Here is a 25,804-nt window from a genome sequence, read left to right as displayed (position 1 = left end):
TTCGGGACTCCGTTGCTGTATGTTTTAACGAGGTCTCTGATGAAGGTTGTGCCCCTCAACGGGCGGCGGACCATACCGGCACGCCCTGATCGACGCCGCCCGATGCGCGGCCTTACCCCGGATCATGTTTTATACGAGGGGGGCGATCGAGGGCGACATGCTTGGAGATATCGGGACTCTGCAGCGGCAGGCCGTGATGGTGGAGATCGAGGAGATAATCCAGTCGACGCCCGATTATGCCGATGTCAGGGAGGCGCTCCGCTCGCTGAACTTCGTGCCGGAGCAGGACGATGCCGACGTCGCGATATGGGTGCAGCCCGATCTCAGGATCTTCGTCCTCCTGCAGATGAATCTCGGGGGCGGGTATGCAGGCTACCGGGTGACTGCCTACGACGACCTGGAAGGTCCCGAAGTGCGACTGCCAGAATGACAGGAGCTTGAGCACCGTTAGGTGCGAGGGGAGTCTGCCGGCTTCAACGCCCGATAAAGGCGTCCTCTCTTCGAAACCCGGCCTTTCCGATTCGCCTCCGCCGCGTCAGATTTATCCGGGCGTACGCGGTATGGTTGGCGTATGCCGGAACAGGTACCCATCGACCGGGATGCACAGGAGGCCATGAAGGCCAGGATCCGGGAGAAGTTCGCCGCGAACCCAACCTACGACGAGGTCCGGGAAACCCTCGGGGCGCTCGGGTTCCAGGCAAAGGAGGACAGGCCCGCCCTTGCTCTCTGGGAGAGCGGCGAACACGAACTCTTCGTGCTGGTTCATATCGACCCGAAGACCGGGAGGCTGCGGGATCATGTGGTGAGCACCTTCGAGGAGACGGAGGGGTTCGAGTAGCCCCGGCTCATGCCCGATCCGTAAAGAGTCCGATGTACCCCGCGATGAGCGCGATGACGAAGACGAGCAGGTAGACCGGAATCGAAAGCACCCTCTCAAAGACGAAGAAGAACCCAAGATCGGTAATCTCGGCGAAGAACAGAAAGAACCTGGCGATGAAGATGACCAGAAACACGGCCCCGAATGCGCCGAAGATCGGGCCGGGGAGGTTCAGGGGGAGCGGAAGGGCCCCGAAGAGGTCGCCGACGAGGAAGAGGGCCGATATCAGGATGAGCAGCCCGAGGTTGGCGTTGAGGAACTCAACGACCTGAAGGAAGATCGGTATCCGGACGTAGGCGTCCGCGAGGATGTTTAAGATGCCGAGCACGATCAGGAAGACGACGATCCCGATAACTCTCGAGACGAGGACTTCGGCAACCGACTCCTTTTTGCGTTCGCCCATGCGATCCTTCCTGGAGATCGAAAGGCCTTCCGACCATATGGATTTACCGGCCGGGGCCTCTTCCGCCGGCAGATCACAACCTTCAAGTAGGCACCGGCGATGAATAAATCCGGAATCGCAGAGTGTGTAGCCTCTGCCTTCCGGTGACCGTCATGGAGAACCATTCACGGGTGACGAATATCGAGGTCGCGGCAATCCTCTACGAGGTCGCCGATCTCCTGGAGATCAAGGGCGTCCGGTTCAAGCCGCAGGCATACCGGCGGGCGGCGCTGGCGATCGAGACCCTGCCGGAGAATATCGCCGACGTCGCACGGGAAGGCGATCTCGACGGGATCCCGGGGGTGGGCAAGGGGATCGCCGAAAAGATCCGCGAGATCCTCGAGACCGGCAGCCTCGGGTATCTCTCCTCTCTCCGCGAAGAACTCCCGGGGGGCGTGCAATATCTCACCCGGCTCGAGGGGATCGGGCCGAAGAAGGCGATCGCCCTCTCCCGGGAACTCGGCATCCGGACGGTCGACGACCTGGAGGCGGCGGCGACGGCCGGCCGGATCCGCGATCTGCCCGGTTTCGGGGAGAAGACCGAAGCGAACATCCTCGCGAGCGTCCGGGTGAGCAGGACGGCAAAGGAGCGCCGCCTTCTCGGACAGATCCTTCCCGTCGCCCGGGAGATCGAGCGGCGGCTCTCATCGCTCGCGTCTGTCCGGCAGGTGAGCCTCGCCGGGTCGATCCGCCGGAAAAAAGAGACGATCGGGGACGTCGACATCCTCGCGACCTCGCCGCGCCCCGAGGAGGTGATGGAGGTCTTCGCCACCCTCCCCGGGGTCGAGCGCGTCCTCGTCCGGGGGATGACGAAGACCTCGGTGGTGCTCTCGACCGGCATCCAGGTCGATCTGCGGGTGGTGGAGGACGAACATTTCGGGGCCGCCCTCCAGTACTTCACGGGCTCGAAGGAGCACAACATCGCGATGCGCAAACTCGCGATCGCGAGGAACTGGCGGCTGAACGAGTACGGGCTCGTCGATCTCGCAACCGGCCGGGCGGTCGCGGGAGAGGACGAGGCCGGGATCTACCGGGCCCTCGGTCTCTCCTGGATCGAACCGGAACTCCGGGAGGACCGGGGGGAGATCGAGGCTGCCCGGACCGGAACCCTGCCCGACCTCGTCGGCTACGATGCGATCAGAGGCGATCTCCACGTCCACACCACCTGGAGCGAGGGCGCTCATTCCATCGAGGAGATGGCGGAAGCGGCGAAAGCGCTCGGTTACGAGTACATCGCCATCTGCGACCATGCAGAGAGCCTCCGTATCGCCCACGGCCTCTCCCCCGAGCGTCTTGCCGGCCAGATGCGGGAGATCGAGCGGATCAACCGGGAGAGCGACGACGGATTCACCCTCCTCACCGGCACCGAGTGCAACATCGGCATGGACGGCACGATCGATCTCCCTGACAGCATCCTCGCCGACCTCGACGTGGTGGTGGCGAGCGTCCACTCGGGGTTCAAGCAGTCCGAAGAAGAGATGACGGAACGGGTGCTCAAGGCGATGCACAACGACCACGTCAAGATCATCGGCCATCCGACGGGACGGATCCTCCTCTCCCGTAAACCCTACCGGATCGACCTCGCCGCGGTCTTCGATGCCGCGGCAGCGCTCGGGGTACCCATGGAGATCAACGCGTTCCCCGGGAGGCTCGACCTCTCCGACGTCAACGCCCGTTCGGCCCGCGGGGCGGGTGCCCGGTTCTCGGTAGCCTCGGACGCCCATCGCCGGGAGAACCTCCGGTATATGGAACTCGGCGTCGCGACCGCCCGCCGGGGATGGCTCTCGACGGACGATATTGCCAACACCCGGCCGCTTCCGGAGTTAAGAAGGTTGCTGGGGTAGAGGGTTACCCGGCTGCTTGCTCCTGCGCAGCGCTGACGATATCCACGAGCGTGATATCGAATGTCAGGGGTTGTCCGGCCAGCGGGTGGTTCGCGTCCAGCGTCACGGTCGATTCCGAGACGTCGCTGACGACGACGATGGCCGCCCTGCCGTCCGGCTGCTGAACCTGGAGTTGCTGGCCCGGTTCGGGGTTGATCTCCTCGGGAAACTGTTCCCGGTCCACCGTAATGGTCATCTCATCACGGCGGTGACCGTATGCCTCTTCGGGCGGGATCGTGGCTGTCTTTGCCTCTCCCGGCTCCATGCCGACCACGGCGCGCTCGAACCCCGGGATGATCTGACCGCTGCCGATGGTGAACTCCAGTGGGGCCCGTTCTTCGGAGGTATCAAAGACCGTTCCGTCTTCCAGTTTCCCGGTGTAGTGCACCTTTACGGTGTCGCCTTCTTTTGCCTGCGCCATACTGCATCACCACCGGGGGCGTTGTTGCCGATCCCTATTTATGCATGCCGGTTGGTCGCGGTTAGCCGGATCTCGGGGAATTTACCTGTCGTTGTATCCCGGCCGGGATTGCCTGAACCTCCCCGTCCCGCGATCGCCGCCGGACGTTCACCTGCCGTTCTTCCGGACGGCGTGTAGAACTCCTATCACGCCCTTCACGTCGTAGCCGGGCGTCCGCTCTATCTCAAAATCGTAGTGCTCCCCGATGTAGTCGAGAAGCGTCCTGTTCACCGGTCCCCCGATCGGGGGCATGTGAAGTTCCATCTCGATCCGGCGCACCGTATCGAGGTCTCGTGGCCTGATGAACCATTCCGCCCCCTCGCAGTCGCACTTCAGGAAGTCGCATCCTCCGGCCATGGCGGCGAACTCACCGAGGGTGCTGGTCGCCACGGCGAGTGTTCTCTCCCCCCAGGCGACCCGGACGCTCTCCCCCGTGCCGAGCGCCCCGTCCACCACGGTGACCCCTCCGCCGTTTCTCTCGACGTTCTCCCGGAGTGCCTCCGTGAGGATGGGTTCGACGGCCAGCACGTGCCTCGAGCGGCGGGCGGCCCGGATGCAGAACGCACCGACGTTGGCTCCGAGGTCCAGGACGATATCGTCGGGCCGGATGTCGTCGAAGCGGTACTCGCCGACGACGTAGACGGCGTCGGCTCCGTGCGGCATCCTCCTGAAGGTTACGCCGTCGGAGGTGGTAAAGAGGGGCGTGTGCCCGGGTTCGATGCCGGTTTTCCCGACGTTTTTTCGATACATCGCACCGTATCAGATTGGGAATCCTCTCTATATGGGCGTTTCTTCTTCTTTTCCGGTGGCGCGCCGCTTCACCCCGCCCTCGGGCTCTTCAAATCCGCATCGTCCCGGGGCCCCGAAATTTTTCACCTTATTAACTTTTTTCGTCATGTTTGTCATCGCTTTGCATCACGCAAATTCATATTTTGCCCCTATAATTCCCCTTATGGTTAAAATCTGGCTTGAAATAAATTATTTTTACATGCATATATTTATTAATTCGAGGGTACAGATGCTGTGTGCAGTAAGTCTCTGTACTGCCTTTGAGGGGGAGATTTGCGATGGCCTATATGGACGGAATAACCTGCATCTGCGACAACGGCCGGACGCTCGAGGACCACCGGCCCATCGTCGGCGACGATGTCATCTCCGGGATCTACCGCAAGGCGGTGGCCCTCCGGGGGAAGCGGGTCCTTCACGTGAACTCGACATACCAGAGCGGCGGCGTAGCGGAGATGATCCTCTCGCTCGTGCCGCTCATGAACGACGTCGGGATCAGGACGCAGTGGAATATCTTAAACGGCGAGGGGGACTTCTTCACCATCACCAAGAACTTCCACAACGCTCTGCAGGGACAGGCGATATCGTTCTCGGACGAGGAGAAGGGGCTTTATCTCCGGACGAACGAATGCTTCTCCGGGCAGATGGAGATCGACCACGATCTTGTGGTCATCCACGACCCGCAGCCCCTGCCCCTGATACGGTTCTACAGAAAGACCCAGCCCTGGGTCTGGCGGTGCCACGTCGATCTCTCGAACCCGGACGTGGATCTCTGGGAGTTCCTCAAGGACTACGTTCTTGATTACGACCGGATGGTCATCTCGCACGAGGAGTACCGCCGGGCGGGCATGCCGATGGAGCAGTGGATCTGCCGTCCGGCGATCGATCCCCTCTCGGAGAAGAACCGCGATCTCACGGACGCGGAGATCGCAGGCCTTCTCGAGAAGTACGGTGTGCCGATCGACAAACCGCTGATCACCCAGATCTCGCGGTTCGACAAGTGGAAAGACCCCGAAGGCGTCGTCGATGTCTTTGCCCGGGTGCGCGAGCACGTCGACTGCCGGCTGGTGCTCTGCGGGAGCATGGCTCCCGACGATCCCGAAGGCTGGGCGATCTACCGTCGCGTCGAGGAGAAGGCCCGGGAGTTCATCGAGGCCGGCGACGTCATCCTGATCACCGCCGAAGACCACCTGCTGGTCAACGCCCTGCAGCGGGTCTCGTGTGTCATCCTTCAGAAGTCGCTCCGCGAAGGGTTCGGCCTGACCGTCACCGAAGGGCTCTGGAAGGGGCGGCCGGTCATCGCGTCCCGGGTCGGGGGCATACCGCTCCAGATCGAGGACGGCGAGACCGGGTTCCTCCTCGACCCGACCGATACCGATGGGTTTGCCTGGAGGATCCGGCAGGTCCTCGAGAACCCTGACCTCGGGAAGCGGCTCGGCCGGGCCGGCAAGGAGCACGTCCGGCAGAACTTCCTGATCACCCGCCTCCTCTCCGACTATCTGGACATGCTGAATACGGAAATCGGCGTTCAGAATACCTGACCGCAAAAAAAGGTATACAACTCCCGATACACCTCCGGGTGGGTGGGCCGTGAAAGCGGTTTCACGGCCGCTCCCATCCGGCAGATTCATGTGGAATTTTCCGGGGATCCGGTTTTTCCGGAGGAGGGGGCTTCGGGTCGGATTGCCCCGTCGCGCCCCTGATGCAGGGCAGGTGGCAGAGATGGCCGGCCGAACCCGGGCAGGAGTTTGCAGCACACCATCTTGCAAATATGCTATTTACTAATATGCGGGTCTTAGGGCAGATAATCCTCGATTTTTCGATGGCGATGAGACTCCGGAAGATAAGAGATTGTACCGTACCTATTGACGCCACCACCCCCCAGACGGTGTAGAATACGCGCCAGCATATATAACCTTTTTCCCCGGACGGGATCGGTGCCGCTACCCCGGAGAATCCCCCCGCACCTCCGGGTTGCCATGCGGTGATCCCGCCGGTTCAAACCGGACGATGCTCCGGCTTCGGGAAAAACGTTTCTGGTCGATGACTGTTCTGCTCTGCAGGTCTTCCGGTGCGCCTCAAGCATCCCGGCGTGTTGCGCCTGCCCGATAAAATGGTTTTTTTCGAGATTCCGGCTTCACATGCCGCCGGCGACTTACCGCCCGCCGGGCGCCTCGACGATCTCGATCGGTCGGGTCAGACGGGCCCGTGCGATAGTCTTTCCTTTCATCCCTTCGATGACCCGCTCGGCGGCGTCAAGGGGCACGTCGACGGTGGAGTAGGTGTCGTAGATGTTGATCGCGCCGATGGCGCTGCCGGGAATCCCGGTCTCGCCCGCGAGCGCTCCGACGATATCCTTCGGCCTGATCTGGTGTTCTCTTCCGACGGGGATTCTGAGGAGAGCCAGCCCCCGGGCGGGCCCGATATCCTGCGGCTGGCCCTGGCCGGCCGCGCCGAGTTCCAGCTTCAGGAGGGCGGCGGCGACCTCGAGCGAGGTGTAATCCTCGGCGATGATCCGCTCGACGAGGTTCGCGTATTGGTCAAGATTGCCATCTTCGATGGTCTGATGCACCCGGTCGATGAGTTTGCGCGTCCGGCTCTCCTCGACGTCCCCCTGCGTCGGGAGGGGGATCCGGGCGATCTTGATCTTCGTGTAGTTCTGGATCGTCCGGAGTTTGAAGTACTCCTTCGGGCCCACGAACGTGACGGCCCGCCCGGTGCGTCCGGCCCGCGCCGTCCTGCCGATGCGGTGGATGTAGTACTCGATATCCTGCGGGACGTCGTAATTGATGACCAGGTCGACGTCCTCGACGTCGATGCCCCGTGCGGCGACGTCTGTCGCGACCAGGATGTCGATCGACCCCGCCCGGAACTTCGCCATCACCCGGTCGCGCAGGGTCTGCTTCATGTCCCCGTGGAGGCCCTCGGCGAAGTAGCCGCGGGCCTGGAGGTGCGTGGTCAGGTCGTCGACACCCTTCTTGGTGTTCGAGAAGATCAGGGTCAGGTCGGGATCGTACATGTCGAGCAGCCGGGTGAGGACCTCGAGTTTGTCGCGGTTACGCACCTCGAGGTAGAGCTGCTCGATCTGCGGGACGGTCACTTCCCGGCGTGCGACCGAGATGAACTCGGGGTTCTTCTGGAACTTCTTCGAGATCTCCAGGATGGGTTTGGGGAGGGTGGCCGAGAAGAGGATCGTCTGGCGGTCACGCGGGGTTTCGTCGAGGATCTTCTCGATATCCTCGCGAAAGCCCATGTCCAGCATCTGGTCGGCCTCGTCGAGGACGACGAGTTTCACCGCGCCGAACGAGAGCGTCCCGCGGTCGAGGTGGTCGAGCACCCGGCCGGGTGTCCCGACGACGATCTGGACGCCGCGTTCCAGCGCCCGGAACTGCCGGTCGATCGGCTGGCCGCCGTAGATCGGGAGGATGTTGATCCCCCGGTGGTGTTTCGCGAGGCGGGCAAACTCTTCGGCGGTCTGGATGGCGAGTTCCCGGGTGGGGGAGAGGACGAGAATCTGCGTCTCCCGGCTGTCGGTGTCGACGCGCTCGATCGCCGGGACGCCGAACGCCGCCGTCTTCCCCGTTCCGGTCTGTGCCTGGCCGGTCACGTCGCGTCCGTCGAGTATCGCCGGTATGGTGCTGATCTGGATGGGCGTGGGCTCTTCAAAACCCATATCTTCTATTGCGCGGAGTGTCTTTGGCGAGATATTGAGTTCCTGGAAGGTAATATTCTTCTCCATTCTTCCACTTCTTGGTTCTGAGACCTCATTATATGTCGCATCTCACGCCGGATCCACCCGCAGAGATATCCGTCTTCGCGGCGAACCTGCAGTGATGGATATCCGGCATTCTCCACCGGCGATGCGGGAGGCCTACCGCCGCTACGCGCTCGGTCGCCCCGATCTGTGCGGCATTCTTCTGCCCGGGCTCCTGCCCCACGACGCCTGCGACGCCGCGTCCCGGAGACCCGGCCGCGTGAAGGTGCTCTTTGTCGCCGAATCGCCGCCCTGGGCCGCCGGGCGGCACGAGATCGCGGAACCGGCCGATTGCCGGAGCCCCGGCTATCCCTACTTCTGGAACGATCGCTACGACGCGCCGTGCCGTCCCGGCGCCGCGCCCCTCTCCCGCGGGCTCGCGGAGAACCTGTTTCGTCTGCTCGGGCTCGACGGCAGCTCGCGCCGGGAGAATCTGGACCTCTTCGCCGCGAAGGGGCTCTTCCTCGTCGATACGGTCCGGTGCGTCTTCCGGAAGAACCGCAGGCCGGCCATCCCGGCCGATCTCATCCGGATGAGCGCCTGCGAGACGCTCGCCCCGGAGGTCGCCGCCCTCGCACCCGATTACGTCGTCGCCCTCGGGAACACGGCTCTTTTGGGCCTCCGTCATATCGAGCCCTATGCGAGCGCTCTCCGTGGCGCCGGGACGATAACAGGGCTCTCCCGGGAGGCGATCTTCGAGGAGAGCCGGCTTCTCTGCCTGCCCTACCCGGGCGGGCGCAACCGGCGGTACCTGGCCTCGATCGAGTCGGGGTTCGAGATCCTCCGGGATCTCGCGGGATGATCGGGTTACTCCTCGAGTTTCTTCTTCCCCTCCTCGTAGAGCCGCTCCTTCTGCTCGCGGAGTTTCGCGGCCGTCTCCTGCTCCTCGGGGGTCCCCCGCTCCTCGAGTTCGATCCCCTCAGCCGCTTCCATCACGTCCCGGGAGCGCAGGTAGCCGGACGGCTCCATCTTCTCCCGTGCCTCCCGGTATTCTTCCTCCACCTGCTCTCTGTGCTGCTCGGCGGCCTCTTCACTCACCGAGATCTCTTTTCCGCGGGTCTCGGCCACCTTCTTCAGCCGCACCTCGAGGACGCCGTTCTTGAACGTGGCGGTCGCCCCCTCGTCGCGGACGTCGGTGGGAAGGGAGACCGTCCGGGAGATCGCGCCGAACCTCCGCTCCCGGACGTGGTACCCCGCCTGCCTCTCCTCCTTCGCCTCCTCCCTCCGGGCGGTGATCCTGAGTGTCCTCGCATCAAGGAGCCGGACGGATATCCCCTCCCTCGCGACGCCGGGGAGGTCGGCAACGACCACGACGTCCGCCTCGTGCTCCAGAACGTCGACCACCGTTCCGGTTCCCCCGAGCATGGGCACCTGCTGTGCGGCTCCCGAGAGCCGCTCCATCACCTCGGAAAACTGTTTCTGCATATCCCCTATCATCTGGTCGAATTCGCCCCAGATCTCGCGCGACGGTCTTCTCCATGCCATGGTTCCAACTTCCTGCCTCACTCTTCGGTATCGGCAGGCACACAGGGTGCGAGCACTTCATATAGGTTCCTGTGCGGGGCGGCGGCTACGCCCTCTCTCTCCTCATCGAGAAGCGCCGGGCTTCTCCAGCACGTAGGCGACGATTCCTTCTTCGAACCCCTTGCCGCCGGGCCCCTCGCCCGCGTAGACAAACCCGTTCTTTTCGAGCACCCGGATGGATGCGGCGAGGTCCGGGTAGGTCGTCGCCATGATCCGCCGGACACCGGGGAGAGCGAAGGCCGCGGCGACGATATGCCGGACCGCCTCGGTCGCATATCCGCGGCGCTGGAACTCCTCGAGCACCGAGTAGCCGATGAAGACCGTGCCGGGAAGCGGCGACGAGGCAAGCCCGCCGGTGCCGACGAGAACCCGTTCGCCCTCCGCCGGGTCGTCGAGCACCCAGTACCAGGTAATGAAGCAGGGATCGGCGTTCTCCGCCGCCATCCGGACGAACTCGGAGAGCGTCGCATCGTCGAGCAGCGGCGGCGGCCATGAACCCGGGACGGCGGCGGAGAGGAGGCGGGCGAGTTTTTGTCGGTCGTTCCGGTCGGCCTCGAGGATCTCGAGCGAGGCGGGGATCAGGTCGAGGCGTTCGGCATGAATGCGGTGGGGGTTCATCGTGGTTACTCCGGGTGGGTAAAGCCTGAATATGGCTGGTTTCGGTGGATGGGTATTACCTGTTGTGGTTCCCGGTTTGCGGAGGGATGGCGAGTTGCGGAAAAATTGTATGCCGGGGCCTAACTTGTAAGATCTTTTCGATATCCCGCCCACCAGGAAAAGCAGTTCCCTCTACACCTTCAGACACTGCCCGTTCCTTCATGCCTCCCGGCAACCCGCCCGCTCCCCGACAAAAGCCGTCAGATCCTCCGACAGGGAGTACCGGGCGTCTCCTCTCTCCTTCTCCTGGAAGACGATCCCGTCGTTCTTCAGGCGCCGCAGGTGCCACGAGACCGACGAGGCGGTGATCCCGAGCCGTTCGGCAAGTTCCCGCCGCGACGCCCCGCCCCCCGCCAACAGGATGGCGAGGATCTCCCGCGTGTTCGGGTTTTTGAGGTGGATGAGCACCTTCTCTTCGAGAACAGAATACTTCTGCCGGTTCTCGAAGTAGCCCGTCCGGCCTTCGACTGCGGCGGCGGTGATCATCCCGAACTCCTGCAGTTTCCCGAGGTGGTACCTCAGGGTGCCGCGGTTTACCCCGAGGTCCCCGGCGAGGGTGCCGAGACGGATGCCCGGGTGAGCGCGAATGTGGTCGTAGATCGCCGTCCGGGTCTCATGTTCGAGTGCGGCACGTTTCGCAATCCGGCGGTAGCCGAAGAAGAGCCAGACGTTTAAGAGGAACAGGACGTTGACGACGACCAGGAGTTCGGGGGAGGTTCCGATGAACAGGCCGGCTATCAGCACCTGGGGAGGGACCTGCCACCACTCGAGGGGCGTCAGTTCCTGTGGCGGGCCGTCGGGTATGTGGTTGGCAGGGCTGACCGTGTACCCGGTGGCGGCCGCAGGGGCTGTAAGAGCGGCGAGAAGGATGATCAGGAGTATGGCAGCCGTCCGGCGTCGCATGCTACAGGAATCGAGGTGCGGGCTCTTGACCTTTGCGCTTTGTCGACGCCCGTCACCGTCCGGATACGGGGAAACCGGGGCTGATAGGTAGACGGCCGGCACAGAAACCGTATATAATCTCGCGTCCCACCTCCCACTATGATGGAGGAGCAGCCGCCTGCGCCGGTGCAGCGGCGACGGATCGCCGCCGTCTCGATCGGCATCGGGCTCCTTGCCGGGGCGGCCTTCCTCGGGGTGGTGGAGGCGCTCTCGCGCTGCTGGAGCGACCCGTCGGCCTACAACCAGGGTTTCCTGGGGGTGGGGATCACGCAGACGTTCGTCTCGATCCTGCTCGTCCTCTTCTTCGCGGGGTTCCTTTCGGCATACGCGAACGGCACCGCCTCGCGCCGCACCCGGCTCCTCTTCGCCGTTCTCGCAGGTGCGGTCGCCGGAATCGCCGCCCGGACGCTGCTGTTCCTGGGCGATCCCGTCTACCTCGTCCGGTCGCTCGTCGCAGCCCCGGGGCAGGTTCTCCTCCTCGTCGGCGGCGCGATGCTCGTCGCCGGGACCGGGGGGCTGGTCGCGTCGTTCCTCGATCCGGAGCGGCCGTACCGCGACCTTCTCCCGCTCGTGGTGGTCGCCGTCGCGTTCATCGTCGCCCCGCCGCTCCTTGCGACGGCCGGAATCGCCGCAGGCGTCATCCCCCCTGCGCCCTACTCCGGCGGTGCGCCCGCACCGGAGACCGACGTCCTGGTCCTCAAGGTCTCCGCGGCAGGCGAGATCGAGTGGGAGGCGCGGGCGGATTTCGGTGCCCACGACCGGCCCGACGTCCTCGCCGAACTCCCGGACGGCTACGCTCTCGCGGTCACGGACTACGGCCGGGAAGGGAGCACGGCGTATATCCTCGCCTACGGCGACCGCGGGGATTCCCGCGGTCGGGTGATCGCCGAAGCCGGATATGGGCGCGTGACCGCGCTCGTCCCGGCGCCCGGCGGCGGGTTCCTGGTAGCCACGGAGACCCCCGGGCTCGTCCGGGTCGGTGCCGGGGGCGAGGCGGTCTGGGAGCGATCGTTCGTCGACGAGAGCCGGGGAATGATGCCGGTCTCCCTGATCGCCCAGGACGGTCGGTACGTCGCGGCGTGGGAGGATAAGGTCGCCTGCTTCAGCGAGAACGGCACCCGGCTCTGGCAGACCACGCTCGATGCCGCAGGCGGTATCGACTACCACCCGATCTATCCGGCGCCGGATGGTGGCGTCCTTGTCTTTGCCGAGGGGCAAGAGGTCTTCGTCGGGGATCGCTTCGAGACCTACCTGCAGGCCGTCCGCCTGGATGAGGACGGCACCGTCCTCTGGAGCCGGGATTTCGGAAGCGACGGGCTCGACGAACTCCTGGGTGTCCGGGAGACGGCGCCGGGACGGTTCGCCGTCCTCTACCGATCGACGACCTTCCCCGAGAACTTCTGGGGCGGTGTCGAACGGGTCGACCGCGGCTACCTCTTTACGCTCGACGAGAACGGCAATATGACGGATTACCGGACCGTCGATGACGCCGGCGGCGTCGTGGTCGCGTCGGAGAATGGTTCCCTCTCGGTCACCGCCGCCGGTGCGGGCGTCACGCTCGTCGGCCGGGACATTGCGGGCAATGAGGTCCGGCGGCAGGAGCAGCCGATCGACCTCTACTCGTTCCGGGGCATCGGCACGGTGGACGGCGGCTACCTCATTGCCGGGAGCACGAACGCATGAGAGACCGGTGGCTTATCCTCGGCATCGCCGTCGTGGTGATCTTCGTCCTCTGGCGTGCCTCCTACGTCCCGCCCGGCTACGAGACGATACACTACGAGACCGTCCCGGTTCTCCCGGTGGAACAGTACAACCCCCCGCTCATCGAGATCTGGGAGGCGATGGAGAGCGAGATCCCGTTCGATAACGAGACGGCGACGGGGGCGAGGCTCGATATGAGTTTCGATCCGAACGGATCGTTCACCGTGATACGGTTTCACTTCTTCGCCGATATGGCAGGAGAGCCCTGGGTCCACTCCGCTTTCGTTATCAGAAACGGGAGCGCCTATCTCTCGTCCCAGCGGCTCGATTACCGGCCTCCCCACGCGCACCCGCTTGAAGTCCTCTCCGCCGTCGACAGCATTCCGTTCGACGAGATCTCGTACGGGGAGAGGGGGATGAACCTCGCGGTCTTTTACCACGAGCAGAACCGGACCTACGACGACACCTACAAAAATATCTACGCCGTCCTCGACGGCACGCTCCGGCCGCTGGAGTTCATCTCCTTTGCCACCCCGGAGGTCTGGCACACCGTCGAGATCTACCCGATCCCGGAGCCGGTGGCCATCATGCCGAACGGCGAGCCAGAAGACCCGGAGCGTTCGGCAATCCGCATCGACGAGGACCCCCGGGCGCTGGTCGTCTTTCCTCCCCGGGAGATCGCCCTGGCGGAGAGGGCTGCATACGCGGAGACGCTCGGCACAGAAAGGGTATAAACGATCCCTCCCAACCGCTCTTTTAAGGAGCCGGACAATGAGACGAACCCTTCTGATGATCTTTGGTGTTCTCGTGCTGTTTTCTGCGGCTATAGCCCCGGCGACGGCCGGGGATACGACGGTCGAGACCTCGACGTTCCTCTCCGTCACCTTGCCGAAGCAGTACGAGACGGTATGGAGCGATCTCGTCCCGCCCCGTGTCGAAGTCGCCGGCAGGGCCGGGGCCTCGAACGGGATACGGGAGATCGTGGTCGAAAGCAGCGCCGGGAGGGTCTCGTGCGGGAACGCGACCGAGTTTGCCTGCACCGTCCCGGTCGCGGAGGGCAACGAGACGATCACCGTGACCCTGATCGACAACCTGGGGAAGACCTCTGAAGCAGTGCTGCACGTTTACGTCAACGTCGACGTCCCGCCGCCGCCGTGGATCTACGTGATCGGGACGGTGAGGGACACCGACGGCCGTCCGGTCTCCGGCGCAACCGTGACGGTTAAGTCCGGCCTTCCGCTTGCCTGGGGGCCGCACCGTGTGACGACCGGGACCGCCGGCGACGGCGGCTACCTGATCGAGAACGCGTTCGGTTACGCCCAGAACATATCGGTCGAGAAGGAGGGCTACCTCCCCCTGCACCGGGATGTCTCCTTCGAAAACATCACCAATCGGCTCGACCTGGAACTGGAGCCGGAGCCGCCGCAGGCCCGGACCGCGCCCGGGTTCTCCGCCGGGATGGGCATCCTTGCGCTCGCGGGAGGGCTGCTCGCCGTTCGAGCGGCGCGGGGGCGGGAGAGGTGAACCGCGCACACCTCTTCGGCGCGACTGCTCTGGCAGTCGTTGCGGCGGGGCTTTCGGAGACGGGTTTCCCGTGGCGCCGCTACGAGGCCCGGCACAGATTCGAAGTCCGACCGTTGCTCTGCAGGGTAGATGATCCGCACAGAAAAGATATATAACGCCCTCCCCCCCCGCTCATTAATAGGCCTTCCGTTCTGCCGGCAGACGTGCCGGACCGATGTTTGGCGAAATCGGGAGGCCGGAGTTGATCCGATGAAGTATCTTCGCGTTATCCTCATCCTCTGCCTGCTCATCCTCCCGGCGGCGGCTGCCGAAACCCCCCGCCCGGCCGAGAGCCCGGTGGAGGCCCCCGTCGACCGGCTTGAGATCGACGATGCGGTGAAACAGGCATCGCCCTACTACGTCATGCTCGTCGGAACCGATGACGAGCGGGAGAACCTGCTCGGCTACATCGACCGCTCCCCCCGCTCCGCTGAAGAGAAGGAGGCATTAAATGAGTCTCTCCGTGAGATCTGGCGGAAATATCCGGTGGTGCACGAGATTGATGGTGCGGTGACCCGGATCGCGTTCGCCCCGGCGGCGGGGGAGAACCCGGTCCTGACCGACGAGGAGAACGCCCGGCTTGCGGAGATTACCCGGGCGATGGCGGAGGAGTTCGCCACCCCGCCCACGGGCACGCAGGCAACCTGGTACGACCTCTCCATCTGGCTGGTCAAAACGGACGGGCAGGGGAGCGAGGTCTGGAACCGGACCTACCCCGGCGGGGATAGTGCGGACGTCGCGTCGGTGCTCCAGGCGGGCGACGGGGGATACCTGATCGCCGCGAACACGGGGTTCCGGGACGCCCTGCTGATCAAAACGGATGCCGACGGCAACGAGGTCTGGAGGAAGACCTACGGCGGGCCGGACTGGGATACCGTGCGTGCTGTGGTCGCGACCGGTGATGGAAACTACGTCGTCGCCGGGAGCACCGGCTGGACGCCGGAGAAGGATACGCGGAGCGCCTGGCTCTTCAAGGTCGCGCCGGACGGCGGAGAGGTCTGGAGCCGGACGTTCCCGGGGGACGGACTCTTCACGACGGTCGATCTGGCTGCTGATGGCGGGTTCATCCTCGGTGGGAATAGGAATGCCGGGACCGATGATGCATGGCTGGTCAGGGTCGATCGCGATGGGAGAGAGGAGTGGAACCGAACCATCGGCGGCAACGACTCCGGGATTGTGGACAACGTCATATCGACCCAGGTCGACGGGGGCTACCTTGTCGCGGTGAGGAACCCCTGGGAAGCGGCACGTTCCGGGACCGCCGCGCCCATCCGACTGTTCAAGACCGATCCGACGGGGGAGGTTCTCTGGACGAAGACGCTTGATGGGATGGACGGCGGCACCGGCGCGACTCTTCTCGTGGTGCCCGGCGGAGGTGCCGTCGGTTACCTTGTCGCCGGCGGGGCGTTCCGCCCCGGAAGCGATCTCCCCGGCCCCTGCCTCATCAAGGTCGGCGGAGCCGGGGATATCGCCTGGACCGTGACGCCGGAGGTTCCCGGCGGCGCCCTCCTTGTCACGTCGGCGGTTGCACCGTCGCCGGGGCAGTATGCAGTTGCCGGCACGGTCTACGCCGGGGGGCCGCACGACGGGTGGCTGGTGCTCGTGGACCATAGGGGTAACGTCACCGCTGCCCGTTCCTTCGGCGGCGATGCGACCGACGATATCTCGGCCCTTGCTGCGACGGCCGACGGCGGCTATATCCTTGCCGGGACGACCCGGTCGTTCGGGGAGAACGGGTGGACGGCGCCCGCCCGCGCTCCGGGGTTCGGGGCGCTCGCGGCGACGGCCGCCTGCGGTATCGCGCTCCTGCGCCGGGGGGTGAGGCGGGGATGAAACTCGCCCCGCTCATCGCCGCGAGCGCGGTCTTCTTCTTCCTCTGGGCAGTCATGCCGGTGACGCTCGCATCCCATGGCTCCATCGGTTCCGGGAGTGTGATCATCCTGCTCTCGCTCGTCTCGCTCGCCGGGTCGGTTCAGTTCCTGCGGGCGATGCGGCACGAGTCGCCCCGGTGGTTCTGGGGCATCCCGTTCGCGGCCGTCTGCACCGCTCTTGCGCTCTGGACGGGAATCACCAGGTGGGTCGTGACGGTTCCCGATATCGGGAACCATGTATTCCTATTCCTGCTTCCTCCGGCGGCAGCATTGTTCTTCTACTCTTTCCCGGATGACTGCCGGAGCAGGGTAATGATGCCGATCGCTATCTCCGCCCTTGTCAGCGTCCTGTCTCTCATCCTGGCCGCTAACGCGTTCTGCACTCTTGTTCCCGGGACACCTGTACCGGGTTTCATGGCGGTTGCAATGGTCCTGTATACTCTTCTCCTCATGCCGCTCGTCGGGCTGCTCTTCATCGTGACGGGGGCGGCCTGTAAATGAAGCATTTAGCACTCGCTCTCCTCGCCCTCGCCTTCACGGCCGGGTGCCTCGGCACCGCCGCGGACCCGCCGCCGGCGGACGAGATCGCCGCCCGGTTCGTCGCGGCACAGGAGCAGGCGGCGGACTTCTCCGCCACCGTAGCGGTAGCGGCCGGTTCCGAGAACGTCACCGTCAGGCTGCTCCAGAAAGACCCCGGGAACTACCGGCTGGAGTTCCTGAAACCCGCAGACCTCGCGGGAACCGTCGTCGTCTCGAACGGCACCCGGAAGTGGCGCTACGACCCGGCAACCCGGACGGCGCTGACGGTCGCCGGACCGTATATAGCCGCTTCCATCTCTGAACCGCCCTACCCCGGCTGGGCGGAGGAAGTCCGGGGCTATGCGGAGACGGTCGCGAAGTCGCTTGAGGAGCAGAACGCCTCATACCGGGGCAGTGAATCAATCGGCGGCCGCACCGCCTATATCCTTGAGGTTGCGGGCGGTTCAAAACTCTTTGAGGCGCCCACCCGCTACCGGGAGGCGGTTCACTCTTTCCGGGCACGGATCGACGCCGGGACCTGGCTTCTCCTTGGCATGGAGTTATACGGGAAAGAGGGGGACCTGATCCTCTCCGCCGAATATACCGATCCATCGGCGAACACCGGGCTCCCGGACGACCTCTTCATCTTCGATCCACCGGCAGGCATCGAGGTCCGGCCGATGCCGACGGCTGCGATCACGCCGCTCTTTCTCTGGAGCATCGAAGACGCCCGACACTCGGGTGTGGAGATGCCGTCCTATCTCCCGGAGGGGTACGGCTTCGCCGACGGGGCGCATCTTCCCGGCGCCTACACTATACTCCGGTTCACGGACGGCAGCGATGAACTGAAGTTCGAGCAGCGGCTGCACGACCCGTACCGGGAGGAAGGGCTCCTCCCCGGCACGCCTGATGCAGTGCACCTCGCCGGTGGCCGGGAGGCCGATTACGTCTCTGCCGATGGAAGGGATCACCTCAAGTGGCGTGCCGGGGAATACTCCTGCCTGCTCACGGCAGGCATGCTCGGCAAAGAAGAACTCGTACGGGTGGCGGAATCGGTGGGGTGCAGGATCGTGCCGGTTCCGGCATGATCCCGGCGGCCGCTTCCTCCCGATCGCGGGCAGCGATCAGTCCTGGCGCGGCTGTTACGTGCTTGCGGTTTAAAAAAGGGGTAACGTTGTGGATTGAACCGAATCAGTAATTGGACACCAGTTCTGTGATGGAATGAGACATGATCTGATATTGTTATCAGGTAAGTTTGCAACGATCGCCTGAAGGACCGCGATGAGAATGTTAATGGACGTTACCCAGTCTAACAGAGAACACCGTACCCACAGGCCAACAACACTTCGACCTACCTAATAATAATCTTTTTCATTTACCATTCTGGCGGAAACGCCTTTTTTTGAGATAAATAGTAAAATTGGTCGGTTATTGGGGTCTGATGGCGTTTTGTCAAAACCTATGGCGGCACCTCTGGAAACCGCGACGCCTCGGCGGCGGGACCGGTCCGTGTTCTCTGCGGTCGACGCCGCCGGGGACACGAGGGACGCACTTGAACCTGCCGTCCCCTACCCTGTCGATTTCAGGATCGAGTGGGAGGAGACCGTCTTTCCCATGGTTCCCCCCGGGAGCGGCGATCGACGCGACGATCGATGCCGGTGCGGGGTGAAGGCCTCTCGCTCCTTTTCCGGCGGATCAGACGGCACCGGCTCTTTCCGTGAATTCGGGGTTTTACAGGTCCGCCGGGATTCATTGGTGTGATATGGAATGCGCAGGCACGCTGTATGCGAATGTCGAAAGCGTTTCGATGAACGCCAGTTTGTCGACAGCGGAAGCAGCGTCATTTCAATCAAAAATGCAGGGTTGGCCGGCGGCCGATCACTTATTTTCATGCATTCCGCAGGCGTTCGTCCAGGTACGGGCTGTCCTCAGGAATTCGGGATAGCCGTTCCTGATTTCGCGGATATTCACCCTGCCGTCTCGCCTGTTTTAACCTTCTTGAGATCTCTATCCGCCTTCTCTGAAATGCTCATTATAGCACCGATATCTGGATTAATCAGGCATACCGGGAAATACCCAAAGATCGATCGATAATCGATCTTCAACATCCTGTGCCGGATGATATCGAGATCGACCTTCTTCAGGCCGTTTGTCATCCGGAGAATCACGCCATCGTTCAGCGATGCCGATTCGAGGTTTGAGATAGCGGGCAGCACCTCCTTTTGAACCGCCTCAATCTTCGATGCCAGGAGAGATTGTACGAGTTTCCTGCTGTATTTGCCCTGGAGATGCCTTACAACTATCATCTGCGTCAGGAAAACGAAGGCAAACGTTCCGGCCCTGATATGAATGTCGGCTTCGGCAGACCTGAAACTACCATACGTGAATCCGGGGAGAAGAATTGCCGCAATGAAAATTATCCCGGTGATGGTTATCAGCACGACTGCAGTGAGTGCATACTTCAGCCCCTGACTCCAGGCCTCCTCGTATTTTTCCTTGAACCGGGAATGCGCACCAAGCATTCCCGTGAAAAAGCCGCGTGAATACGGCTGTACATGGACAATCGCAGCGTAGAATACAATGATTGCAACGGACTGAACTATGACGATAATAGAGGAGAACGACTCGAACTCACCGTTAATTGCCCATCCTGCAAACGCAAATACCGAGGAGAGGGCAAAAAGGACAAGAAAACCCGGGGCGAGCGGCTGACAGTTCATGAAGAAGAGATTCCAGGCGAGCTCGTATAGGTATCTTCTCTGCCTTGAGAGCCCTATGAGTGTCTCCGTCTTGTCGGCAATCTCGCTCATTCGGGAGGCTTCGCCGGACTTAACCTCTTTTTGGTCCCTCCTCTCGCGGTTCTTCAGGTCCCTGACGTAGCCTATGTACGACTTCAAATCGTCCACATCGGTCGGGAGCATGATGAGAAAGGGATTCACCATCAGGAATATGAACGATGCCATGATCCAGTACAGGTAGTACTGCCAGGTCAGTATGAACAGAAGTCCGAGATTAATTGTTATCGCGGCTGCAAGGATGAAAGGCGTATACCTAAGGCTCCATTTCATCTCGTTAAGGCGCCTTAAATCATCTTCTGCCGTGCTGATGATCGCTTCCGCTTCCGCCCGGGACTGCATAACATTTTGAAAAAATTCATCCGGAGACATCTCCGGGATTTCGTCCCTTTTATCTCCTTCGGATTTGTCCCTGTACGGCAGTCCCATTAGTTATGAATTCATTATGATTGCTAATAAAATCCTGTTTTTCGAACTGACGAGTGGCCTTTTCCGGATTGTCAACCCCCGGGCTGTGCCGGAGCAGATTGCAGAGGACTCCGGGAAACGGTCCGTATTCAGGATGTCTTCGGGGCGGAAGTGGAGCCGGGCATGATGATGCGCTCATCCCCGCCGTTACGGGAGTGATCGGCGAGGCGTGGCGTGGTTTCCCTGCCAAAAAAAAGTGAAGTTGCCTACCCTACTGCGCAAGGATCTTCTCCTTCTCCCGCTGGAACTCCTCCTCCGACAGGGCCCCCATCTGCTTCAGCTCCGCGAGTTCCCTGAGCTGGGCCATCTTCTCCTCCTGGGTTATGCCTGTGCGGGCCGGAGCGGGGGGTGCCGCCTGCTGCGCCTGCCCCGCCTTCCTCATCTCCCTCTCCTGCATCTTCTTATCGACGGCGCGAGTGGTCACGGTGGCTGTTCCCGCGACCACCGCGGTACGGGCCACGGTGCCGATAAGGCCGGGTCTGCCACCTCTCATGGTGCCACCTCCAGTGCTTCCTGCTCTTCGGGTTTCCATGCCAGCGCGGCATCCACCAACTCTTTTGGGATGCGCTCGCCCGCGATCAACCTCCCATCGGCGGCGAGAACGGCGTCGCGGAACCTCGTCGCCCAGACGTGCTCGAAGAGGAGTAGCGCCACGGAGCTGTTGTTCTCCACGATATCGCTGACCTTCGCTACATCCTCTTCGGCGAAGAGCGTGCTCGCCTCCCGTGCGAGCGGGGCGAACGCGTCCGCCGCATCCTTCTGGAGCTCCTTGAGTTCCATCACGCTGACGTTGCCCTGTTCGTCTTTCCTCACGAAGACGAGGTCGATGATGCGGATGACGCCTTTATCGACCACCTCGCGCAACGCCGGGATAATCTCGCCTTTGAACTGGTTTCCCGGGAATTCGATGACCATGTATTCCACCGGACCAAGGGACATAGAGCACCTCCCGGGCAGGATGCCGGTCTGACTATATAATCCGATCCATTGCACGGCACCCGGGTACATTCATCCCGGTCGTTGAACCGTTCTTGAGATGGCGGAGCCGGGATATCACCGGGTTTTTCATCGCTTCGGAAGCCTTCATCCGCATTAAATGACCACCCGGACGAACCCGAGCGCCACGAGCAGGAGAAAGGTGGTGACGAGAATCCATCCCAGCGTGACGAAGAAGATTGACTGGAGTTTGTTCCAGCGCAGAAGCCACCCGATGACGACGCTGGAGTAGAGCCCGATCACCGGGAGCGCGGGGAGGACGATGAGCGTGACTGCGCCGTACCTGTGCAGGATCGGATACCTCTCCATCTTTGCTTCCGTGCTCTCCGTGAAACGCTTGACTCTCTCCGACTGCTCGGCAAACACGTCCAGGATCTCGTAGATGGCGAGGACCACCCCGAGCTCCACGGCAGTCATGACGGCGAGGACGAACACGGGATTCAGGCCGAGCGAGAGGCCGACGAAAGCGGCGTTCGCCTGAAGGAGGAGGGTGGAGGCGATCAGACCGAGCACTCTCCCGGTCGGAACGGATAGGGCAAGCCCGAGGAGCAAGGGAATCAGGGTGGCGACGACGAACGCGATGGCGATGGCCCGAAATCCCCTCCGGATTCCGTCAATCACTTTAGATCGATCCATCGTTCCACCCGGACGCCGGGAAAGGGACGAGCCCCGGAGTTCCTGTAATTCCGGCGTGCCATGGGATGCGCACTGTGGTATATGAACCTTGCTGAACCTTGCCTCGGAGCATGCCGTCTCCGCATGTGTCCGGGAGCACGAAGCCCATCCTGTGCCGCTGGCGGCGGGAAGTGCCTGGATATCCTCCTGAGCATAAAACAGCGGCATTTCCGGCACCTATTTATGCGGACCTGTATGATACTCTACGTATGCGCCGTTTTGTTGAGCGGTTTGAGCATTTTACCTATATCGTGCTCATTATATTCCTGATTGTGCTGCTGTTCTTCACCCTCGTTGAATTGGGATGGGTGGTCTTCACAGGGCTGTTCGAGGAGTCCGTTTATCGGCTGGACAGCGACGAGCTCTTCGACCTTCTCGGATACTTCCTGCTGGTTCTCATCGGCCTGGAACTTCTGGAGACGATAAAAGCATACCTGGACAGGGGAGAGTTCCATGTCGAGGTCATCCTCCTCGTCGCGATCATCGCCATCGCAAGGAAAGTCATCCTCCTCAATACGTCGACTGCAGGCGAGCTCATCGGTATCGCGCTGGTCGTCATTGCTCTCTCTGGCGGTTACTACCTTATACGCCTGGCAGGAAGGTCGCGTTCTTTCCTCTCCGGGCGGCGGGAAGAGCCGTGATCTCCGCCGGGACGGAGGTCCTGCCGTCTCCGGCCTTGCGGGACGCAGCCCCCTATGGGGTGGCGCAGATTTAAGTACCTGAGTTGCAACTGGATGCGATGCGATCTCCGGCAGTCTCCGATGACGGAGCATCCTTATTTTGCGGAATTCCCTTCGCCCCTGCGGCGGGGTTCGCCCTCTTCCCTCTCCGCGACCCGGCTTTACGCTCCTTTCGTCCCGGCCCTCCAGCTCGGGTCCAGCAGAGATCTCGCATATCCCGCATGTATGGCCGACCGCGGATCCGGAGCAGGATGGAGGATCTCTATGGCGCCTGAACCCGGCCGGATCACGGGTTTTGTCCTCGTCGTCGCCGCCGTTGCCGCCGTCGCCGGGGTTCTCTTCGGATTCGATACCGGCGTCATCTCCGGGGCGATCCTCTTCATCAACGAGGAGTTCAGCCTTACGAGTGTTATGAGCGAGGTGGCGGTGAGCTCCGTGCTGATGGGCGCGATCGTCGGGGCGCTCTTCGGGGGGCCTTTCTCGGACAGGGTGGGGCGCCGCAGTTCCATCCTGGCCGCATCGCTGATCTTCATCGCGGGTACGTTCGTGGTGGTTCTCTCCCCCATCTTCTCTATATTCATCGTCGGCAGGATCCTGATCGGGATCGCTATCGGCGTCGCATCGTTCGTCGCGCCCCTCTACATCTCCGAGATTGCGCCGGAAAACATCCGGGGCGCCCTCGTGTCGCTCAACCAGCTCCTGATAACGGTCGGCATCCTGATCGCCTACGGCGTGAACTACTATTTTGCGGCGGCCGGCGACTGGCGGGCGATGTTTCTCGCGGGAGTGATCCCGGGCACGGTCCTTCTGGTCGGCATGTTCCTGATGCCCCGGAGCCCCCGGTGGCTGGTGTTCATGAACCGTCCCGCCGATGCCGGAAGAGTCCTCAAAAAGATCCGCGGCACCGCCGACGTCTCGGACGAGCTCGGGCAGATTGAGAGGAGCGTGCGGACGGAAGGGGCGGGGACGTGGTCGGACCTGGTTGCGCCTGCTGTCCGGCTCCCGCTGCTCCTGGGTGTCGGCCTTGCGGTCCTCCAGCAGGCGACCGGGATCAACACCGTCATCTACTACGCCCCGACCATCTTCCAGTTTGCCGGTCTTGCGGAGGCGACCGCCTCGATCGCCGCGACGGTCGGGATCGGCGTCGTGAACGTCCTGGTGACCCTGGTCGCCATCCGGCTCGTCGACCGGGCGGGGCGCCGGCCGCTCCTCCTCTGGAGCCTTGCCGGCATGGGCATCGCCATGCTGATCCTGGGGGTCGGGTTTGCCCTCGAGAGCGGCGGCGCCGGAGGGGCGGCCGTCTCGCTGGGGCAGGTCACTGCGGTGAGCCTCATCATCTACGTCGCCGCTTTTGCGCTGGGCCTCGGCCCGATCTTCTGGCTGATCATCGCCGAGATCTATCCTCTCAGCGTACGGGGACTGGCCATGAGCCTCGCGACGGTCACGAACTGGGCCGCGAACTTCATCATTGCAGCGACGTTCCTCTCGCTGGTGGACCTCATCGGGGAGTCGGGGGTCTTCCTCCTCTATGCCCTGGTTGCCCTGTTCGCGTGGCTCTTCGTCTTCAAACTCGTGCCGGAGACGAAAGGGCTGTCTCTTGAGCAGATCGAGGCGTACTTCCGGTCCCGCGGGCGCCCGGGTGGGTAGCGGGAGGCCCGCCGATCAGGCAGGGCCGGGACCGGGCTCCGGGGGCACCGGTGTCGCGGGCAGCATGAACGCGGCTGCAAGGCCGATCATCGCAAAGAACACCAGGACAACCAGGGCGAGGGCGTAGCCCATATTTCCCTCAGCAAGGCTCGATACGATGACGGTTCCTGCGATGGCCACGCCGAGCGAGGAGCCCAGGTTCGAGACGCTGCGGGAGAGGCCCGATATCTCCCCCTGATCCTCTTCGGGGAAGGCGGACTGGACGACGGTGACCGAGGATGTCAGCATGACCCCGACGCCCACGCCGACCAGAAAGAGGCCCGGCACGAAGGTAAAGACGTTGGATGTCTCCCGGACCAGCAGCAGCAGGAGGAACACGCCGACAACCGTCACGATGAAGCCCCGCCGGATCAGCGTTGCCTGGGAACGCCTCCGCGCCAGCCTTCCCGCGGCCATCGAGGAGAGCAGGATGCCGATCGTGGCCGGCGTAAGGATCAGGCCGGTCTCGACTGCGTTGTAGCCCCGCACCGTCTGCACGTAGACGGAGACCACGAAGGAGAGGCCTAACAGGACCAGCCACTGGATGTTCTGCGTGACGAGGCCGAGGTTGGATGTGCGGTTCTGAAACAGCCTGGTGGAGAGCAGGGGCTCTTTGCCCGCCCGCTCCATGGACCGGATGTGCCAGAAGAACCAGGCCAGTAAAAGCAATCCGATGAGCACGAAGACCCATACCGGCGAGATGCCGCCCTCCGGGATCACGACCGTGCTGCCGATGACAAAGTCCTGGCTGGCCGTAAACCAGCCGTACGTCGAGGCCTGCAGGATGCCGACCACCACGAAGAAGAGTCCCGCCGCCGAGAGGACGGTTCCGACGATATCCAATCTGGGTTTTGGGCCCTGCACGCCGGGATCGACGATCTTCCGGCTCTGGATGATGACTATGCCGACCACGATAGCCTGCACGACGAAGGCTGCCCGCCAGCTGATCGCCGTGGTGATGATCCCCCCGACCAGCGGACCCGCCGCCGCCCCGATGCCGCCCGCCGCACTGATCGCGCCGAAGGCGCGGGCGCGCGAGGTGAGGTCGGGGGAGAAGACCGTTGCGAGGATATACACCGGCGGGATCAGCAGCGCGGTCCCGATGCCTTCCAGGAGCGAGTAGCCGAGGATCAGGACCCCGAGCCCCGGCGCCGCTGCCGCTATCAGCGCCCCCACGCCGTAAACCAGGAGGCCCCGCCTGAAGAGGAACGTGCGGCCCAGGATATCCGTCAGTTTGCTGCCGGGGATCATCAGGGCTGCCATGGTGAGCGTAAAGACGGCGATGGTCGTCTGGACGCCGCTGACCGTCGTCCCCAGGTCGGTGGCGATGTTGCTGATTGCCACGTTCATGTTCGAGGCAGCGTAGCTGCAGATGAACTGGGCCAGCGCAAGCGGCAGGAGCACGCCCTGCGGGGTTGCCGTCGACGTCCGGGGAGCCGGACCTGGTTCGTTCTCCATTATATCAGCCCTCGAATCGAATGCGTCAGACGGACCCGGTGTATATTAATGTACTTGCCCGGCATTT

General features: G+C 63.0%; 25 protein-coding genes. 13 read left to right on the top strand and 12 right to left on the bottom strand.

Features of this window, described 5'->3' with window-relative positions; all coding sequences use genetic code 11:
• Positions 1–124: 124 nt before the first annotated feature.
• Both SZ63_RS03220 and SZ63_RS03215 read left to right on the top strand, forming a co-directional pair.
• Entirely contained in the window at positions 125–430 is a 306-nt protein-coding gene (locus SZ63_RS03220; protein WP_048181123.1) for a hypothetical protein, read from the top strand.
• Positions 431–571: 141 nt separating this feature from the next.
• Entirely contained in the window at positions 572–838 is a 267-nt protein-coding gene (locus SZ63_RS03215; protein ID WP_048181120.1) for a hypothetical protein, read from the top strand.
• Positions 839–845: 7 nt separating this feature from the next.
• Here SZ63_RS03215 and SZ63_RS03210 read toward each other — a convergent pair whose 3' ends face one another.
• The gene (locus SZ63_RS03210) at positions 846–1,280 is read right to left on the bottom strand and encodes a hypothetical protein (RefSeq protein ID WP_048181116.1); all 435 of its coding nucleotides are present in this window, start codon (positions 1,278–1,280) and stop codon (positions 846–848) included.
• A 152-nt stretch (positions 1,281–1,432) separates the two neighbouring features.
• Between SZ63_RS03210 and polX the strand changes: the two genes are divergently transcribed.
• A complete protein-coding gene (gene polX, locus SZ63_RS03205; RefSeq protein ID WP_048183482.1) occupies positions 1,433–3,163 on the top strand; it encodes a DNA polymerase/3'-5' exonuclease PolX in 1,731 nt (576 codons plus the stop codon).
• Between the two features lie 4 nt (positions 3,164–3,167).
• Here polX and SZ63_RS03200 read toward each other — a convergent pair whose 3' ends face one another.
• Both SZ63_RS03200 and SZ63_RS03195 read right to left on the bottom strand, forming a co-directional pair.
• Positions 3,168–3,623, bottom strand: coding sequence for an FKBP-type peptidyl-prolyl cis-trans isomerase (locus SZ63_RS03200; RefSeq protein WP_048181112.1), 456 nt, complete (start codon positions 3,621–3,623; stop codon positions 3,168–3,170).
• Positions 3,624–3,770: 147 nt separating this feature from the next.
• Positions 3,771–4,412 carry an FkbM family methyltransferase gene (locus SZ63_RS03195; protein WP_048181109.1) on the bottom strand — a complete coding sequence of 214 codons (642 nt, stop codon included), beginning with the start codon at positions 4,410–4,412 and terminating at the stop codon, positions 3,771–3,773.
• Between the two features lie 317 nt (positions 4,413–4,729).
• On the opposite strand from SZ63_RS03195, the gene SZ63_RS03190 reads away from it, so the two are divergent.
• The gene (locus SZ63_RS03190) at positions 4,730–5,989 is read left to right on the top strand and encodes a glycosyltransferase (RefSeq protein ID WP_048181107.1); all 1,260 of its coding nucleotides are present in this window, start codon (positions 4,730–4,732) and stop codon (positions 5,987–5,989) included.
• A 614-nt stretch (positions 5,990–6,603) separates the two neighbouring features.
• Here SZ63_RS03190 and SZ63_RS03180 read toward each other — a convergent pair.
• Positions 6,604–8,187, bottom strand: a complete 1,584-nt coding sequence (locus tag SZ63_RS03180; protein WP_048181101.1) for a DEAD/DEAH box helicase — start codon at positions 8,185–8,187, stop codon at positions 6,604–6,606.
• Positions 8,188–8,281: 94 nt separating this feature from the next.
• Between SZ63_RS03180 and SZ63_RS03175 the strand changes: the two genes are divergently transcribed.
• On the top strand, positions 8,282–9,004 hold the full coding sequence (locus tag SZ63_RS03175) for a uracil-DNA glycosylase family protein (protein WP_048181098.1): 723 nt from the start codon (positions 8,282–8,284) through the stop codon (positions 9,002–9,004).
• A gap of 5 nt (positions 9,005–9,009) precedes the next feature.
• Here SZ63_RS03175 and SZ63_RS03170 read toward each other — a convergent pair whose 3' ends face one another.
• The 3 genes from SZ63_RS03170 to SZ63_RS03160 form a co-directional block, all read right to left on the bottom strand.
• Entirely contained in the window at positions 9,010–9,687 is a 678-nt protein-coding gene (locus SZ63_RS03170; protein ID WP_048181095.1) for an Hsp20/alpha crystallin family protein, read from the bottom strand.
• Positions 9,688–9,789: 102 nt separating this feature from the next.
• Positions 9,790–10,344 (bottom strand): GNAT family N-acetyltransferase, encoded by a 555-nt coding sequence (locus SZ63_RS03165; RefSeq protein WP_048181092.1) that lies wholly within the window; start codon positions 10,342–10,344, stop codon positions 9,790–9,792.
• Between the two features lie 198 nt (positions 10,345–10,542).
• On the bottom strand, positions 10,543–11,286 hold the full coding sequence (locus SZ63_RS03160; protein WP_048181089.1) for a winged helix-turn-helix transcriptional regulator: 744 nt from the start codon (positions 11,284–11,286) through the stop codon (positions 10,543–10,545).
• 138 nt (positions 11,287–11,424) lie between these two features.
• Between SZ63_RS03160 and SZ63_RS03155 the strand changes: the two genes are divergently transcribed.
• The 6 genes from SZ63_RS03155 (at position 11,425) to SZ63_RS03130 (ending at position 18,067) form a co-directional block, all read left to right on the top strand.
• Positions 11,425–13,008 carry a GumC domain-containing protein gene (locus SZ63_RS03155; RefSeq protein WP_048181086.1) on the top strand — a complete coding sequence of 528 codons (1,584 nt, stop codon included), beginning with the start codon at positions 11,425–11,427 and terminating at the stop codon, positions 13,006–13,008.
• On the top strand, positions 13,005–13,760 hold the full coding sequence (locus SZ63_RS03150; RefSeq protein ID WP_048181083.1) for a hypothetical protein: 756 nt from the start codon (positions 13,005–13,007) through the stop codon (positions 13,758–13,760). The genes SZ63_RS03155 and SZ63_RS03150 overlap by 4 nt, the downstream gene beginning before the upstream one ends.
• Before the next feature lie 37 nt (positions 13,761–13,797).
• Positions 13,798–14,550 (top strand): carboxypeptidase regulatory-like domain-containing protein, encoded by a 753-nt coding sequence (locus tag SZ63_RS03145; RefSeq protein WP_082122631.1) that lies wholly within the window; start codon positions 13,798–13,800, stop codon positions 14,548–14,550.
• 249 nt (positions 14,551–14,799) lie between these two features.
• Positions 14,800–16,422 (top strand): PQQ-binding-like beta-propeller repeat protein, encoded by a 1,623-nt coding sequence (locus SZ63_RS12345; protein WP_052959050.1) that lies wholly within the window; start codon positions 14,800–14,802, stop codon positions 16,420–16,422.
• On the top strand, positions 16,419–16,961 hold the full coding sequence (locus tag SZ63_RS03135; protein WP_048181077.1) for a hypothetical protein: 543 nt from the start codon (positions 16,419–16,421) through the stop codon (positions 16,959–16,961). The genes SZ63_RS12345 and SZ63_RS03135 overlap by 4 nt, the downstream gene beginning before the upstream one ends.
• A complete protein-coding gene (locus SZ63_RS03130) occupies positions 16,958–18,067 on the top strand; it encodes a LolA family protein (RefSeq protein WP_048181074.1) in 1,110 nt (369 codons plus the stop codon). Before SZ63_RS03135 ends, SZ63_RS03130 begins: the two co-directional genes overlap by 4 nt.
• A gap of 879 nt (positions 18,068–18,946) precedes the next feature.
• Here SZ63_RS03130 and SZ63_RS03125 read toward each other — a convergent pair.
• The 4 genes from SZ63_RS03125 to SZ63_RS03110 all read right to left on the bottom strand — a co-directional run bounded on the left by SZ63_RS03125 (position 18,947) and on the right by SZ63_RS03110 (position 21,874).
• Positions 18,947–20,203 carry a hypothetical protein gene (locus SZ63_RS03125; RefSeq protein WP_048181071.1) on the bottom strand — a complete coding sequence of 419 codons (1,257 nt, stop codon included), beginning with the start codon at positions 20,201–20,203 and terminating at the stop codon, positions 18,947–18,949.
• A 250-nt stretch (positions 20,204–20,453) separates the two neighbouring features.
• A complete protein-coding gene (locus SZ63_RS03120; protein WP_048181068.1) occupies positions 20,454–20,735 on the bottom strand; it encodes an SHOCT domain-containing protein in 282 nt (93 codons plus the stop codon).
• Positions 20,732–21,181, bottom strand: a complete 450-nt coding sequence (locus SZ63_RS03115) for a DUF6325 family protein (RefSeq protein WP_048181065.1) — start codon at positions 21,179–21,181, stop codon at positions 20,732–20,734. Before SZ63_RS03115 ends, SZ63_RS03120 begins: the two co-directional genes overlap by 4 nt.
• A gap of 153 nt (positions 21,182–21,334) precedes the next feature.
• On the bottom strand, positions 21,335–21,874 hold the full coding sequence (locus tag SZ63_RS03110) for a small multi-drug export protein (protein ID WP_156168345.1): 540 nt from the start codon (positions 21,872–21,874) through the stop codon (positions 21,335–21,337).
• A gap of 248 nt (positions 21,875–22,122) precedes the next feature.
• Between SZ63_RS03110 and SZ63_RS03105 the strand changes: the two genes are divergently transcribed.
• Positions 22,123–22,554, top strand: a complete 432-nt coding sequence (locus SZ63_RS03105; protein ID WP_048181060.1) for a phosphate-starvation-inducible PsiE family protein — start codon at positions 22,123–22,125, stop codon at positions 22,552–22,554.
• A gap of 303 nt (positions 22,555–22,857) precedes the next feature.
• Complete coding sequence (locus tag SZ63_RS03100; RefSeq protein WP_048181057.1) at positions 22,858–24,240, top strand: sugar porter family MFS transporter; 1,383 nt, start codon at positions 22,858–22,860, stop codon at positions 24,238–24,240.
• Positions 24,241–24,255: 15 nt separating this feature from the next.
• Here SZ63_RS03100 and SZ63_RS03095 read toward each other — a convergent pair whose 3' ends face one another.
• The gene (locus SZ63_RS03095) at positions 24,256–25,737 is read right to left on the bottom strand and encodes an MFS transporter (protein WP_048181054.1); all 1,482 of its coding nucleotides are present in this window, start codon (positions 25,735–25,737) and stop codon (positions 24,256–24,258) included.
• Positions 25,738–25,804 lie beyond the last annotated feature (67 nt).

Source organism: Methanoculleus sediminis (genome assembly GCF_001017125.1).
In the GTDB taxonomy this organism is placed as follows: domain Archaea; phylum Halobacteriota; class Methanomicrobia; order Methanomicrobiales; family Methanoculleaceae; genus Methanoculleus; species Methanoculleus sediminis.
The sequence above is the reverse complement of the archived record's forward strand: the minus strand, read 5'-3'. Positions and strand labels throughout refer to the sequence as shown.

What these genes read in the sequence shown, in the direction of transcription:
- SZ63_RS03220 (WP_048181123.1), top strand. Translation starts at nt 125, where the DNA reads ATGTTTTATACGAGGGGGGCGATCGAGGGCGACATGCTTGGAGATATC.
- SZ63_RS03215 (WP_048181120.1), top strand. Translation starts at nt 572, where the DNA reads ATGCCGGAACAGGTACCCATCGACCGGGATGCACAGGAGGCCATGAAG.
- SZ63_RS03210 (WP_048181116.1), bottom strand. Translation starts at nt 1,280, where the DNA reads ATGGGCGAACGCAAAAAGGAGTCGGTTGCCGAAGTCCTCGTCTCGAGA.
- polX (WP_048183482.1), top strand. Translation starts at nt 1,433, where the DNA reads ATGGAGAACCATTCACGGGTGACGAATATCGAGGTCGCGGCAATCCTC.
- SZ63_RS03200 (WP_048181112.1), bottom strand. Translation starts at nt 3,623, where the DNA reads ATGGCGCAGGCAAAAGAAGGCGACACCGTAAAGGTGCACTACACCGGG.
- SZ63_RS03195 (WP_048181109.1), bottom strand. Translation starts at nt 4,412, where the DNA reads ATGTATCGAAAAAACGTCGGGAAAACCGGCATCGAACCCGGGCACACG.
- SZ63_RS03190 (WP_048181107.1), top strand. Translation starts at nt 4,730, where the DNA reads ATGGCCTATATGGACGGAATAACCTGCATCTGCGACAACGGCCGGACG.
- SZ63_RS03180 (WP_048181101.1), bottom strand. Translation starts at nt 8,187, where the DNA reads ATGGAGAAGAATATTACCTTCCAGGAACTCAATATCTCGCCAAAGACA.
- SZ63_RS03175 (WP_048181098.1), top strand. Translation starts at nt 8,282, where the DNA reads ATGGATATCCGGCATTCTCCACCGGCGATGCGGGAGGCCTACCGCCGC.
- SZ63_RS03170 (WP_048181095.1), bottom strand. Translation starts at nt 9,687, where the DNA reads ATGGCATGGAGAAGACCGTCGCGCGAGATCTGGGGCGAATTCGACCAG.
- SZ63_RS03165 (WP_048181092.1), bottom strand. Translation starts at nt 10,344, where the DNA reads ATGAACCCCCACCGCATTCATGCCGAACGCCTCGACCTGATCCCCGCC.
- SZ63_RS03160 (WP_048181089.1), bottom strand. Translation starts at nt 11,286, where the DNA reads ATGCGACGCCGGACGGCTGCCATACTCCTGATCATCCTTCTCGCCGCT.
- SZ63_RS03155 (WP_048181086.1), top strand. Translation starts at nt 11,425, where the DNA reads ATGATGGAGGAGCAGCCGCCTGCGCCGGTGCAGCGGCGACGGATCGCC.
- SZ63_RS03150 (WP_048181083.1), top strand. Translation starts at nt 13,005, where the DNA reads ATGAGAGACCGGTGGCTTATCCTCGGCATCGCCGTCGTGGTGATCTTC.
- SZ63_RS03145 (WP_082122631.1), top strand. Translation starts at nt 13,798, where the DNA reads ATGAGACGAACCCTTCTGATGATCTTTGGTGTTCTCGTGCTGTTTTCT.
- SZ63_RS12345 (WP_052959050.1), top strand. Translation starts at nt 14,800, where the DNA reads ATGAAGTATCTTCGCGTTATCCTCATCCTCTGCCTGCTCATCCTCCCG.
- SZ63_RS03135 (WP_048181077.1), top strand. Translation starts at nt 16,419, where the DNA reads ATGAAACTCGCCCCGCTCATCGCCGCGAGCGCGGTCTTCTTCTTCCTC.
- SZ63_RS03130 (WP_048181074.1), top strand. Translation starts at nt 16,958, where the DNA reads ATGAAGCATTTAGCACTCGCTCTCCTCGCCCTCGCCTTCACGGCCGGG.
- SZ63_RS03125 (WP_048181071.1), bottom strand. Translation starts at nt 20,203, where the DNA reads ATGGGACTGCCGTACAGGGACAAATCCGAAGGAGATAAAAGGGACGAA.
- SZ63_RS03120 (WP_048181068.1), bottom strand. Translation starts at nt 20,735, where the DNA reads ATGAGAGGTGGCAGACCCGGCCTTATCGGCACCGTGGCCCGTACCGCG.
- SZ63_RS03115 (WP_048181065.1), bottom strand. Translation starts at nt 21,181, where the DNA reads ATGTCCCTTGGTCCGGTGGAATACATGGTCATCGAATTCCCGGGAAAC.
- SZ63_RS03110 (WP_156168345.1), bottom strand. Translation starts at nt 21,874, where the DNA reads ATGGATCGATCTAAAGTGATTGACGGAATCCGGAGGGGATTTCGGGCC.
- SZ63_RS03105 (WP_048181060.1), top strand. Translation starts at nt 22,123, where the DNA reads ATGCGCCGTTTTGTTGAGCGGTTTGAGCATTTTACCTATATCGTGCTC.
- SZ63_RS03100 (WP_048181057.1), top strand. Translation starts at nt 22,858, where the DNA reads ATGGCGCCTGAACCCGGCCGGATCACGGGTTTTGTCCTCGTCGTCGCC.
- SZ63_RS03095 (WP_048181054.1), bottom strand. Translation starts at nt 25,737, where the DNA reads ATGGAGAACGAACCAGGTCCGGCTCCCCGGACGTCGACGGCAACCCCG.